A 13422-nucleotide genomic window follows, 5' to 3' on the forward strand; every position below is an offset into this window, starting at 1 on the left:
ACAAAAAAATGAGGAATGAAATCCTATACTTCCCATCCCTCATCATGCAGCACGTATTATCAACTAATAATTATTCACTATTCATTATTCACTATTCATTATTCACTATTCATTATTCACTATTCATTATTCACTATTCATTATTCACTACTTACCATTGCCTCTGGTTTTCATTGTACAATGTCCATTGTCCATTGTACATTATCTATCATCCGTTTCTCTGCTTTACCACTTCATACATCAAAACGGCTCCTGCCACAGATGCATTCAAAGAAGTAATTTTACCCTTCATAGGAATCTTCACCAAAAAGTCGCACTTTTCCTTAATAAGACGTCCTACGCCCTCTCCCTCACTGCCGATAACTAAACCGATAGGTCCTTTTAGATCAGCGTCATAAAAGTTTTTATCACCATTCATATCCGCTCCTACTATCCAGATCCCTTGTTCTTTCAACTTATCGATAGTCTGTCCAAGATTGGTTACACGGGCTACCGGCACATATTCAATGGCTCCGGCAGAGGCTTTTGCAACCGCAGCGGTCAATCCTACCGCTCTTCTTTTAGGAATAATCACACCATGTACCCCAGCAGCGTCTGCAGTACGAAGGATGGAGCCTAAATTATGAGGATCGTTCACCTCATCCACCAGTATGACGAAAGGATGCTCTCCCTTTTGTGCAGCTTTCTCCAGAATATCTTCTGCTTCCACATATTGCTGCATGGATACAAAAGCGATAACCCCCTGATGAGCCCGAGTGGAAGAAAGACTGTCCAACTTCTGTCTTTCCACTTCTTGTACGATTATCCTTTTTTCTTTTGCCATGGCAATGATTTTAACAATAGAACCTTCTCTTTCACCCTTTTGGATAAATATCTTATTGATTTCTCTTCCTGACTTTAATGCTTCCATCACAGGGTTTCTGCCTTCCAATTTATCCTGCACTTCCTCAGAAGCAATATCTTCTTCTTTGACTATTTGCTTTTTACCCTTACCTGTATCTTTCCTTGTGATCTCATTATTTCTGCTATCTTTTCTAAAAGGCGGTCTTTTCATAGCTGTCTTCCTCTTTCTGTATATTATGATGTTTATAATTAAGTATAAATGAAAATCATATAATTCTCAATCATCTATTGTTATTTCTTTGTAAGAGCTTTTCCTATTTCAACCACTATCAATGGCGCAATTGCTAAACCTAATACCGTGAGCCACTGCGTTGAATTCAATGGAACCACTTTAAAAATATCACTTAATCCCGGTATGATATCCACCGAAATTTGTAATAAAACCGATATTCCGACTGCTCCTAGCATAAAACGGTTTGTAAATAAACCCACTTTAAACAGTGAACTGTGTGAACGTACATTAAACGCATGCACCAACTGTGATAGTGCCAATGTTAAAAATGCCATTGTCCTTCCTACTAAAAGACTTTGTTCCGGACTCTGTCCAGCAGATAAAACCTGCTGTCCTGCTAAAAAAGCTGCTAATGTAAGCGCTCCAACCATAAATCCTTGCATCCCGATAATTGCTGCTAATCCATCGGCGAAGATACTTTTCTTAGGATCCCTAGGCGGCCTTCCCATAACATCCTCAGCTACCGGCTCAACACCTAGCGCCAGCGCGGGCAAACTATCTGTGACCAGATTCACCCACAGTATATGGATGGGTAGCAGCGGTGCGTCCCAATTCAACAGCATTGCAATAAATAATGTTATAATTTCTCCAATGTTACAGGAAAGCAAAAACTGTATAGACTTTTGTATATTGTCAAAGATTCCCCGACCTTCTCTAACAGCTTCCACGATGGTGGCAAAATTGTCATCGGTCAGTACCATATGTGCCGCTCCTTTTGCCACATCCGTGCCGGTAATCCCCATGGCACAACCGATATTGGCACTCTTTAATGCAGGAGCATCATTTACACCGTCTCCCGTCATTGCAACAATTTGTCCTTTTGCCTGCCATGCTTTAACAATCTTTACCTTATGTTCCGGTGACACTCTGGCGTAAACCGAATATCGGTCTATATGTTCATTTAAAAATTGCTGATCCAGCTCATCCAATTCCGCACCTGTCAAAGCTTCTTGATTGTTTTGAAGTATTCCGAGTTTTTTTGCGATTGCCACTGCTGTCGCTTTATGGTCTCCTGTAATCATGACAGCCTTTATTCCTGCTTTCTTACACAATCTGACCGCCTCTTTGGCTTCTTCCCGTGGAGGATCAATCATTCCTATCAATCCTACAAACGTCAAGTTATTTTCCATCGTATCGGTACTTACTTCTTCAGGAATGGATGTAATGTCTTTAAATGCCACTCCCAACACTCTCAAAGCTTTATCCGCCATATTGCTGTTTGCCTTTTCAATATTGCTGATCTGTTTGACATCCTTATTGACAATATCTCCGTTTTCCCATACACTGGCACAACGTCCTACAAGCACATCAGGTGCTCCCTTTGTAATTATTCTATACCCTTCGTCAATTTTATGAATGGTAGTCATTAGTTTTCTATCCGAGTCAAAGGGAATTTCCTTAACCCGCGGCATGCTTTCTTCCAATTGTCCTTTATTTTTCCCCATCTTTGCAGCTGCAATCACAAGCGCAGTTTCCGTAGGGTCTCCTACCGCATCCCATTCATTATCCACTTTCTCCAGTTTTGAGTCATTACATAGACTAGCCATCTCCAATATTATTGATACAGCAGATTGTTCTTCCGTCTTAATATCGCTGCTTAATTCCCATGTTTTAAAAGATGTCGCCAGTTCCACCACTGTCATTTTGTTTTGCGTAAGGGTTCCCGTCTTATCAGAGCAGATGACCGAGGCACTTCCTAGCGTTTCAACAGCAGGCAGTTTTCGAATAATAGCATGTTTTTTAACCATTCGCTGTACACCCACTGCTAATACAATGGTTACAACAGCAGGCAGACCTTCAGGTATGGCTGCAACAGCTAAACTGACCGCAGTTAAAAACATTTCAAAAACATCTCTTTTTTGCAGCACCCCTAATCCAAATATTGCAGCACATATGATTAATGCAACAATACCTAGCATCTTCCCAAGCTGGGATAATTTTTGCTGCAATGGTGTAGCTGCGTCTTGCTCTATCAAAATCATACCGGCTATTTTTCCTACTTCAGTGCTCATTCCGGTTTCCACCACAATTGCACTTCCTCTGCCATAAGTAATGACACTGCTGGAAGCAACCATATTCTTTCTATCTCCTAAAGGAATGCTCTCTTCTGTAATGAGTTCCGCATTTTTTTCAACCGGCACTGATTCTCCTGTAAGTGCTGATTCTTCGACTTTCAGGTTTGCCGCTTCTATTAATCTGGCATCGGCAGGTACAAAATCGCCCGCTTCCAGATAGATAATATCTCCCGGCACCAAATCTCTAGCTGCTACCGACATGACACGGGCATTTCTTAGCACCTTGGCATTAGGCGCAGATAACTTTTTGAGAGCTTCCAGGGATTTTTCCGCTTTACTTTCCTGCACTACACCCAATACTGCATTTAATGTTACAATGGCTAAAATGATAACGGCATCGGCTTTTTCATGGGATAAGAATGAAATAATCGCCGCAATCAGCAGGATAATAACCATAAAGTCCTTAAATTGGTCCAGAAATTTTCCTAGTAAAGTCTTCCCTTTTTTTTGCTCAATTTCGTTATACCCGAACTTTTTTATCTTTTCTTCTACTTTGCTATCGTTCAGTCCTTGATGGATGTCACTATCTAATTCTGAAACGATATCTTTTATCTCCCGGTTATGCCAGAATCTCTCATCCATAGCCATGTCACACTCCTTGTTGTTATGATACAAATATATTTATACCACATTCATGCCTATTATATGCCTTGAGATATTTCAGCGACAAGTGTCTAAGTTTGAAGTTTGTTATTTTATTACGGCCACAAGAGGAACAGTTCGAGAGTACTGAAAAAGTGCCTCATCGGTCAGTCGCAAAGGATGGGCAGACACAAGGCCTGCCCCTACACTTAAACACAGTACTCATCACCTATTGTTCCAGCCAAATGTAAAAGCCTTTACTACATACATTTCTAATATGTAAAAAGGCTTTATTAGGTTTATTTTCTGTATTTAATTATTCACTATTCATTATTCATTATTAACTGATATTTTAACTCCTTCATTATCCGGACTGATCATCTCAACTGTCCAATCAGGCACCTTTTGTTTTAGCTGCTTGCTTACTTCTATTTTAAAATCCTGATAATTTTTATCAAGTATAGCAATAAGGGTAGGTCCTGCACCACTTAAGAAAACACCCTTTGCTCCATTTTTCCTGCTTATCTCAAATATCTCTTTCATCCCAGGAATGAATTTTTCCCGATATGGCTGATGCAGTTTGTCCTCTACAGCCATGGTAATATTTTTTAAGTTCCCTGTGATAAGCGAAGCGGCCATTAAGGCTGCTCTTCCTGTATTAAACACACCGTCACTGTGCGGAATGGTATCCGGAAGTATTTTCCTAGCTTTCTTGGTAGCCAATGTGAAATTCGGAATAAATACAGCAAACTGTAATATCTCCGAAAGGGCAGTCCTTACATAATGCACATCCTCTTTATCCTGCACCGCTACTACCATCCCTCCCAGAATAGCAGGCGTTGAATTGTCCGGATGTCCTTCTATTTGCGCAGCAATACGGATCAGTTCTTCTTTTCTTAATTGATTGCCGGATAATGCGTTGGCCGCAAAAAGACCACCCACTACGCAGGCAGAACTACTGCCCAATCCCCGTGTTACCGGTATTTTATTTTCCATATTTATTCTTAGTCCTTTGGGGTAATATCCCACTTTTTCAAAAATCTTAACCATAGATTGATAAACAAGATTTTTTTCGTCCTTGGGCAAAAATTTTGCTGTATCATCCGATATGTTTATTTCCAATCCGCTTGAAATCTCTTGTACATCAATGGAGTTATATACTTGCAGAGCAAATCCCATACAATCAAATCCCGGGCCAAGATTAGCGCTTGTTGCGGGAACTTTTACTGAAATCATTCAACTCCTCCAGTTTAACAGTAATCAATAATATATTGCTTTAGTGGGAGAGCATTAAATTCCCCACTATTCTCTCCTCACTTAACAATTTTGATTATTTCTTATTCTTTATCAACACGAATTACGCTATGCACCGAATTAACAAAAGGTAAGTTATTAAGACTGTTTAACACATTTTTCAAATCTTTTTCCTTTTTCTCAGGCGTCACAAACGCTACTTCATCTTCTGTACTGGGATTATCAATAGAGATAAAACTGCATTTCCCCAACATCTTACTTATAGTATTGATCACGGCCGGCTTGTCATCTGTTTTAACTCTAACAAAATAACTTGTATTGCTTTCCCCGATATCCATTAAAATCTCACGCTCGGATTTCTTCCATATAAATCTGTTGTTCCTGTCAATGTGCTTTGTAATATCTATCACATCTGCTACTACTGCACTCGCTGTAGGCAATTTACCCGCACCTCTCCCGTAAAACATAACATCGCCAATCGCATCACCTTTTACAAGGATCCCATTAAACACATCTTCAACTCCTGCGAGAGGATGCTCCTTAGGTATCATCATCGGACTTACACGGGCACAAACTTTATCTCCAACCTTTTTGCTTATACCCAGCAGTTTAATCACACTGCCCATTTCCTCTGCATATTCAACATCCTCCAGGCTGATTTTGGTAATTCCTTCAGTATGGATTTGATCGGAATCTACATGATGGCCAAATGCAAGAGAAGACAAAATGGCTATTTTTCTGCATGCATCATGCCCTTCCACATCTGCCGCAGGATTTCTTTCAGCGTATCCTTTTTCCTGCGCGTCCTTGAGAGCATTCTCAAAACTTTGTCCTGCTTTAATCATTTGGGTCAAAATATAATTTGTCGTTCCGTTTAGAATACCCATGATTTCTGTTATTTGATTGGCCGCAAGACATTGGTTAAGAGGTCTGATAATTGGTATGCCTCCACCTACACTTGCTTCAAACATATAATTGATATTTTTTTCTTCCGCGATAGAAAGCAATTCAGAACCGTGAGTTGCGACTAACTCCTTATTTGAGGTAACTACATGCTTTCCTGATAATAATGCTCTTTTTGTGAATGTATACGCCGGTTCTACCCCACCCATTACTTCTACTACGATACTAACCTCATCATCATTGAGGATGTCTTCAATGTCTTTAGTAAATAAATCTCTGTCAGGATGATCAGGAAAATCTCTAATATCCAATATATGCTTTACAACGATTTGTTCTCCTGCTTTTTTACTTATACTTTCTCCATTCTTACGTATAACTTCAACGACTCCCGACCCAACTGTACCAAAACCTAAAACTGCAATTTTAACCATGTAAACCCCTCCGTTTATCAATTAACAATTAATAATGAATAATTATGTCCTACGTCTTATTTGCGGTTAATAATTCATGATTAAGCGCTATATAATAAATATCTTATATATCTGCTTGAATTAGAGACACTTCTTCTTTTAATCCTCGCCGTGGTATATTTGATATTGTTTTATAATTATTAATTGTTAATTATTCATTATTAATTTAATTCTCCACCCTATTCTCTTGCAAGTATATCAATCTTCTTTACGCCTTCTATTTTCTCCATTTCAATAATAAGATCTTCAATATTTCCTTCCATCTTTCCTGTCTGTATTGATATGGTGATATTAGCGATGTCATTAACAGGTATATTTTGATTGATGGTCAAAACATTTGCTTTCGCCTTCGCAATGATATTTAAAATATTTGATAAGATACCCGATACATCTTCTAAAACAAAAAAAAGCGTAATGATTTTCCCCTGAGATATTTCATAAAACGGGAAAACAAAGTCCTTGTATTTGTAATAAGCACTTCGGCTTATTCCAACCATCTGAACAGCATCATTGATTGTTTTTATTTTTCCCGTTTGCAAAAGCTTTTTAACTTCAATAACTTTGCCAAAAACTTCGGGAAGTACTGCAGCGTCCACAAGATAGTACATTGACTGCTTATTCATATTCCTCATTGTCCTTCACTCATGCACAAATGTTTTTAATCTGTAGAAATATTAACATAATCATCACACCCCATCAATGCAGATATTCGTTGTTTTGATGAAACCATATCCATTATCCTTTGTTTTTCTCCCTTTTTTACCCAAATGCACTATAAATCACATATAATTATCAGAGTAAATCAATTATTATAATAACATTGATTATTTTGGAAATAATACTTATTTAGGAATGACGGAATAATAATGCCCGATTTTCAATGGAAAATTATTATTTTGTCATTCCTTAATACAGTATGAGGTGATAAATACATGAACTCAAAAAAATACAGCCTTGCAGATTTCTATGATATTGATGATATGGATATGATGGATAGAGCAAAATTCTTTTATGAATACTTAGAGGATATTCACAAAAACCATCATAGCCAGTATCGTAGAATATCCCTTAACGGGTCCGGACCTATGATGTCCATCTTTGATCCATATACCGGTATTGAAAAAGAAATGATCTATATGGCTTCAAATGACTATCTCAATCTTACCCGCCATCCCCGTACGATTCAGGCAGGAAGATCTGCTCTTGAAAAATACGGCACCGGTGCGGGCAGTGTTCCTTTGCTGGGCGGCACATTGGACATACATATTGATTTAGAAAAAAGAGTAGCAGCATTTAAAGGATGCGAATCATCTATCATATACACCAATGGCTTCGGCTCAAACTGCGGGTCTATCGCAGCTTTACTTCGGGAAAACGATGTAGCTATTTTGGATATGCTCGTTCATGCCAGCATCATTGATGGCTGCAAGGGCACCCATATGGAATACTTCCGCCACAACAACATGAATTCCCTTGAAAAAGTACTGCAAAAGTGTAAAGATAAATTTAGAACAAAACTAGTTATTGTAGATGGTGTATATTCTATGGATGGAGATATTTCCCATCTTGATAAAATCGTTGAATTGGCTCATAGATATGGAGCGTATGTGATGGTGGATGAAGCCCATGCAACCGGTGTAATTGGCAAAAATGGCAGAGGGACTCCAGAACACTTTAATATCGAAGGTAAAGTTGATATCGTAGCAGGTACATTCAGCAAAGCACTTGGTGTTGTTGGCGGATTCGTCGCAGGTAAGAACGAAATTATCGAATACTTGCACTACTACTCTCGTCCGTACATGTTTTCAACAGCACAAACTCCTCAGACAGCAGCATCACTGATAGAAGCGATGAATGTGATTGAGGATGAGCCGGAACTGCGTATGAAATTATGGAAGAATATTAATTATTTTAGGGAAAATCTGCTATCCTTAGGATTTAATATGGGAAACAGTCAGACTGCTATATTTCCTGTTATTATCGGTAATGATGTTAAAGTCCGTGAAGTATGCAGAGAGATGCATGAGGCGGGAATCTATGTGAATCCCGTACAGTATCCTGCCGTTTCACGCAAGCTCTCCCGCGTCCGTATGAGTATTATGTGTAATCATACAAAAGAGCATCTGGATAGAGTGCTAGATGTGCTGGAGCATTTAGGCAAAAAATACGATATCGTTAATAGGCCAAAAGTTAAAGTTGAGGATGTAGAGATAGCATAAACAAGTTAACGGGGATGACTTTCACTGTTCTTAAAAGCAGTGAAAACCATCTCCATTTATGCCAATGTTTCTTTTTTTCTTTACTTTAATCGTAAATAATCTCTTCCCCATTTCGCAATCTTTTGCTATAATACAAAATATCTGATGTTTTTGTACCGAGGACTTATGCCCTCTCTTCAAACACAAATATATTATAGTAGGGGAGAAATATATTATGAAATATATCGTTATTTTAGGGGATGGTATGGCTGATACTCCAGTTGAACAACTTGGAGGGAAAACACCTCTTCAATATGCCAATATCCCAACCATCGATGATCTGGCAAAACATGGACAACTGGGAATGGTGAAGACGGTACCTGATGATATTGCACCGGGAAGTGATGTTGCAAATTTATCTGTTATGGGTTATAACCCTTATGAATACTATACCGGACGGTCACCCCTTGAAGCTGCAAGTATGGGTGTACCATTGTCAGACTCTGATATTACTTTTAGATGCAATCTTGTTACATTATCAGAGGAAGAACCGTATTCAGAAAAAGTAATGATAGATTATAGTTCCGATGAAATCTCTACTTCAGAAGCCACAGAGATTATCTCTTGTATAGATGAGCATCTAAGGACAGAAATAATAAAATTCTATCCGGGAATCAGTTACAGGCACCTTATGGTATGGCAGAACGGACCGTATGAGTTCAATCTCACACCGCCTCATGATATTCTTGAAAGAAAGATCAGTAACTACCTTCCAAAAGGACCCCATAGCCAAATCATACTGGATATGATGGAAAAAAGCAGCGAACTATTAAAGAATCATCCCGTAAATATTAAGCGTATGGAAGAAGGTCTGCGCCCGGCAAATTCAATTTGGATCTGGGGAGAAGGCAAGAAACCTGCGTTGTCCAGTTTCTATCAAAAATATAAAATTAAAGGCGCTGTCATTTCCGCAGTGGATTTAATAAAAGGGATCGGAATATGCGCAGGACTTAAATCTATAGATGTCGAGGGTGCAACCGGAAATATTCATACCAATTTTGCCGGTAAAGCAGAGGCTGCTGTTAAAGAACTGAAAAACGGACAGGACTTTGTATATGTACATATTGAAGCGCCGGATGAATGCGGCCACCGATATGAGATTGAAAACAAGGTGAAGTCTATTGAATTAATAGATCAGCATGTTGTAAAAGTGATAAAAGATGAGTTAGATGCGATTGGTGAAGATTATAAAATCATGATTCTCCCTGACCATCCTACCCCTTTAAAACTTCGGACACATACATCTGACCCTGTGCCGTTTATTATCTACAATAGCAGGGACAACAAGTACTGCGAATCCGTAGAAGGTTATGATGAGTTTTCCGCAAAGAAAACAGGTATATATTTTCCGGAAGGATATAAATTAATGGATTATTTTATTTCGGAGTAAATAAGGAATTATGTGATATATCTATCTTGTAGGGGCGGACGACCCTGTCCGCCCAAATCGATAACTTGCTGCATTTACGGGCGGACAGAGTCGTCCGCCCCTACAAAATAATGCTAATTGTAGGAACAAAAAACTATAGGTAACCTATTCAAAAATTGATATTAAATACTTGTTGTCACAACAAAACATATGCTATATAATGGAATTAGAGACAAATCTGTATTAGGAGATTAATTATATGAACTCACTATCGAAAAAATATCTAAACTTTGTTTTAGTTGTGGGTGCTATTATCGCTGGCATTGCTATAGGTTATTTTGTCTTTACAACAGCTTTTAAACTGCTGTTGCCATTTATAATTGCTTATGCAATCGCCTACATCTCTGACCCTGTAGTTACTTTTATGGAAAGACAGATGAGAATTCCGCGAAAATTCGCGAGCGCAATCGCTATTCTATCTATCTTATTAATCATTGGTTCATTAATTACTGCCATTATTTATAGACTTATCTATGAAATTAAAAAGCTGGCTGAACGACTTCCTGAGCTTTTTAATATGATCTCCGAACAAGCAAACAATTTAATGAATAAAGGAATAAACATATATTTAACGTTGCCTCCTGAGATTTCTCTGTTTGCGGACGAAGTGTTTCAAACTATCAGAAATAACTTGATAAAGGTGCTTGAGCCGGCTACTGTTGCGACAAAAGACTTTGCTATTGACTTTGCCACGTCGCTGCCATCTATTTTAGTCTTTATTATCGTACTATTTATTTCGGCTTACTTTATGAGCAGCGATAAGCAAAAGATCTCTAATTTTTTAGTAAAGCAATTGCCGACAGAATGGATTGCTAGAATCATTGATATAAAACGTGACTTACTCCTGGCATTATTGGGGTATATTAGAGCACAGCTTATTCTTATGAGCTTTACTTTTGTGGAAGTTTCTATTGGCTTGCTCATTATCGGTGTAGATTATGCCATACTGCTGGCCTTACTCATTAGCATCATCGATGCGCTTCCTATTCTTGGTACAGGTACTGTACTTATTCCTTGGGCAATCGTCCTGATGGTGTCGGGAAATCTCCCCCGTGCATTATCTTTGGTAATATTGTATGGTATTGTGTTGCTGGTTAGACAACTGCTTGAACCTAAAATCGTCGGAGGGCAAATCGGGCTATACCCTTTGGTCACTTTGATGTCGATGTATGTCGGACTCCAAATCTTCGGAATTATAGGGATGATATTGGGCCCTATTACAATCTTAATCATAAGAAATTTACAGCGTGCAGGTGTATTTAGATTGTGGAGAGAATAATTAGGAATGACAAAATAATAAATTCCCATTTTTCAAGCGGGCATTATTATTCCGTCATTCCTTATCTTATGCTTTTGTTGCCGCCACTACCCGGTTGATTCCGGATAAATCCTTTATTACCTCAATATCCTTATACATCTTGGTCTTCTCTATTAGCTGCACCACTTGGTCACTTTGATCATGACCTACTTCAAACGCCAACAGTCCTCCGGGCCTGAGATGCTCATCGGCCTGTTGTATGATAGTACGGTAAAATACCAGACCATCAAGGCCACCATCCAAAGCAAGATGGGGTTCATATTTCTTTACTTCCACTTGAAGCGTATCAATGACATCCGTCTTAATATAAGGAGGATTCGAAACAATAATATCTGCGCCCTCCTCTGTTGGAAGTTTCGGAAAACCTGTAAGAATATCTTTCTGAATAAAAGAGACTTTGCCCATGACCTTATTCAGTTCAGCATTTTTCCGTGCAATATCCAACGCTTTTTCAGAAACATCTACTGCATATACACGGCTGTTCCCAATATAATACGCCAGGCTTACCGCAATGCATCCGGAACCTGTCCCGATATCCATGATGCTGATTTTATCATTTCCTCTACACTCTTTACATTTGCTGATAATATGCTCTACGAGAATCTCGGTATCGCCCCGGGGGATCAAAACATCTGCAGTGATATCAAAGGGGAGTGACATAAATTCCTGAATACCTGTAATATACTGCAGAGGCATACCTTGTACCCTCAGCTGCAATAAATTATGATACTCTTCTATTGCCTCTGCATCCAACTGCTCATCCTTATGCACAATCAGATACAATCGATCTACTTTTAAAATATGGCCTAGAATCAATTGAGCGTCGAGAACAGTGCTATTCTCGACGCCATGATTTGCTAAATATTTTACTGATTGCTTGAGTAACTCATCAATGGTTATGCCCATTACCATTTATCGTCCTCTCTATTTTGTGTCAAAACATTCTTCAATGCTTCAATAGCTACCTCGATCTGACTGCCATCGGGCTCACGTGTCGTTAACTTTTGTAAAAGTATGCCCGGCTTGCTGATTACACAGGTAAAAGGATTCTGATATTTGCCTGCATATTTAATAATCTCATAGGATACACCGGCTACCAGAGGTAAAAGTAAAAGCCTTGAAACCAGCCTTATTACGATATTCTGCCATGAAATAAAGGAAAAAACGATAATGCTGACTACCATTACAATAAGGAGAAAACTTGTACCGCATCGAGGGTGTAAGGTAGTATATTTTTTTACATTATCTACCGTAAGTTCTTCATTATGTTCATAACAATGGATGGTTTTATGCTCTGCCCCATGATACTGGAATACTTTTTGAATATCTTGCATTTTAGAGATCAATAGTATATAAGCTAAAAATAACAAGATCCTTATTGTACCCTCAGCTATATTCGCAACGATATGGTTTTGTACCAGCTGCTTTACAAATCCTACAATGACTGTAGGCAGCAGCATGAAAAGGCCCACTCCGAACAATAATGCAAATGCAACGGAAAAATAGATTAATGCTTCTTGAAGCTTATCGCCAAATACTTTTTCTAAAAATTTATCCACCTTGGATGGCTGCTCTTCTTCTTCCAGATCGAAAAACTCTGCAGAAAACATCAATGACTTCACGCCTATAATCATCGATTCAAAAAAAGCGATAACGCCCCGCAGAATAGGAAGTTTTAAAAATTTATACTTCATTGTGACCGATTGTACCGGTTTTTTGTCTACAGTGATTGTACCATCAGGTGTCCTTACAGCAATAGCGATATCCTTGGGTCCCCTCATCATAACCCCTTCTATTACTGCCTGACCTCCTATAGATGTCAGATGTATTTTTTTATTTTTATTGTCCAATTTGTTTTCTTCCTCTCATGTCCGTTTATATATCTATTGTAACAAAATATAGCTGTCACTGCAATGAATAAAATTGTTAGTATAACTTATTTAGCATGCTTTTTGTTTAATGCACAATCTTTCTTTTAATCCAATGGAAATTATGTTA

At 38.5% G+C, this 13422-nt stretch carries 10 protein-coding genes; 3 read left to right on the forward strand and 7 right to left on the reverse strand.

What is annotated here, in order from left to right:
- Positions 1-208 precede the first annotated feature (208 nt).
- The 5 genes from rlmB to QKW49_RS12285 all read right to left on the reverse strand — a co-directional run bounded on the left by rlmB (position 209) and on the right by QKW49_RS12285 (position 7051).
- Positions 209-1054, reverse strand: a complete 846-nt coding sequence (gene rlmB / locus QKW49_RS12265; RefSeq protein ID WP_282867838.1) for a 23S rRNA (guanosine(2251)-2'-O)-methyltransferase RlmB — start codon at positions 1052-1054, stop codon at positions 209-211.
- An 80-nt stretch (positions 1055-1134) separates the two neighbouring features.
- A complete protein-coding gene (locus tag QKW49_RS12270) occupies positions 1135-3798 on the reverse strand; it encodes a calcium-translocating P-type ATPase, PMCA-type (protein ID WP_282867839.1) in 2664 nt (887 codons plus the stop codon).
- Positions 3799-4122: 324 nt separating this feature from the next.
- Positions 4123-5028, reverse strand: coding sequence for a homoserine kinase (gene thrB / locus QKW49_RS12275; protein WP_282867840.1), 906 nt, complete (start codon positions 5026-5028; stop codon positions 4123-4125).
- Between the two features lie 101 nt (positions 5029-5129).
- A complete protein-coding gene (locus tag QKW49_RS12280; protein ID WP_282867841.1) occupies positions 5130-6380 on the reverse strand; it encodes a homoserine dehydrogenase in 1251 nt (416 codons plus the stop codon).
- Between the two features lie 218 nt (positions 6381-6598).
- Positions 6599-7051, reverse strand: a complete 453-nt coding sequence (locus QKW49_RS12285) for an ACT domain-containing protein (protein WP_282867842.1) — start codon at positions 7049-7051, stop codon at positions 6599-6601.
- Positions 7052-7351: 300 nt separating this feature from the next.
- Between QKW49_RS12285 and QKW49_RS12290 the strand changes: the two genes are divergently transcribed.
- The 3 genes from QKW49_RS12290 to ytvI all read left to right on the forward strand — a co-directional run bounded on the left by QKW49_RS12290 (position 7352) and on the right by ytvI (position 11385).
- Entirely contained in the window at positions 7352-8638 is a 1287-nt protein-coding gene (locus QKW49_RS12290) for an aminotransferase class I/II-fold pyridoxal phosphate-dependent enzyme (RefSeq protein WP_282867843.1), read from the forward strand.
- A 214-nt stretch (positions 8639-8852) separates the two neighbouring features.
- A complete protein-coding gene (locus QKW49_RS12295; protein WP_282867844.1) occupies positions 8853-10067 on the forward strand; it encodes a cofactor-independent phosphoglycerate mutase in 1215 nt (404 codons plus the stop codon).
- Between the two features lie 238 nt (positions 10068-10305).
- Positions 10306-11385 carry a sporulation integral membrane protein YtvI gene (ytvI, locus tag QKW49_RS12300; RefSeq protein WP_282867845.1) on the forward strand — a complete coding sequence of 360 codons (1080 nt, stop codon included), beginning with the start codon at positions 10306-10308 and terminating at the stop codon, positions 11383-11385.
- Between the two features lie 66 nt (positions 11386-11451).
- Here the strand turns inward: ytvI and prmC are convergent, their stop codons facing one another.
- Both prmC and QKW49_RS12310 read right to left on the reverse strand, forming a co-directional pair.
- Positions 11452-12336 (reverse strand): peptide chain release factor N(5)-glutamine methyltransferase, encoded by an 885-nt coding sequence (prmC, locus tag QKW49_RS12305; RefSeq protein ID WP_282867846.1) that lies wholly within the window; start codon positions 12334-12336, stop codon positions 11452-11454.
- Positions 12330-13208, reverse strand: a complete 879-nt coding sequence (locus QKW49_RS12310; RefSeq protein ID WP_282868130.1) for a DUF1385 domain-containing protein — start codon at positions 13206-13208, stop codon at positions 12330-12332. The genes prmC and QKW49_RS12310 overlap by 7 nt, the downstream gene beginning before the upstream one ends.
- Positions 13209-13422: the final 214 nt, after the last annotated feature.

The sequence above is a fragment of the Petroclostridium sp. X23 genome, from assembly GCF_030013905.1.
GTDB lineage: Bacteria > Bacillota > Clostridia > SK-Y3 > SK-Y3 > X23.

Excerpts from the sequence above, each read along its gene's own strand:
- rlmB (WP_282867838.1), bottom strand. The coding sequence starts at position 1,054 with ATGAAAAGACCGCCTTTTAGAAAAGATAGCAGAAATAATGAGATCACA.
- QKW49_RS12270 (WP_282867839.1), bottom strand. The coding sequence starts at position 3,798 with ATGGCTATGGATGAGAGATTCTGGCATAACCGGGAGATAAAAGATATC.
- thrB (WP_282867840.1), bottom strand. The coding sequence starts at position 5,028 with ATGATTTCAGTAAAAGTTCCCGCAACAAGCGCTAATCTTGGCCCGGGA.
- QKW49_RS12280 (WP_282867841.1), bottom strand. The coding sequence starts at position 6,380 with ATGGTTAAAATTGCAGTTTTAGGTTTTGGTACAGTTGGGTCGGGAGTC.
- QKW49_RS12285 (WP_282867842.1), bottom strand. The coding sequence starts at position 7,051 with ATGAGGAATATGAATAAGCAGTCAATGTACTATCTTGTGGACGCTGCA.
- QKW49_RS12290 (WP_282867843.1), top strand. The coding sequence starts at position 7,352 with ATGAACTCAAAAAAATACAGCCTTGCAGATTTCTATGATATTGATGAT.
- QKW49_RS12295 (WP_282867844.1), top strand. The coding sequence starts at position 8,853 with ATGAAATATATCGTTATTTTAGGGGATGGTATGGCTGATACTCCAGTT.
- ytvI (WP_282867845.1), top strand. The coding sequence starts at position 10,306 with ATGAACTCACTATCGAAAAAATATCTAAACTTTGTTTTAGTTGTGGGT.
- prmC (WP_282867846.1), bottom strand. The coding sequence starts at position 12,336 with ATGGTAATGGGCATAACCATTGATGAGTTACTCAAGCAATCAGTAAAA.
- QKW49_RS12310 (WP_282868130.1), bottom strand. The coding sequence starts at position 13,208 with ATGATGAGGGGACCCAAGGATATCGCTATTGCTGTAAGGACACCTGAT.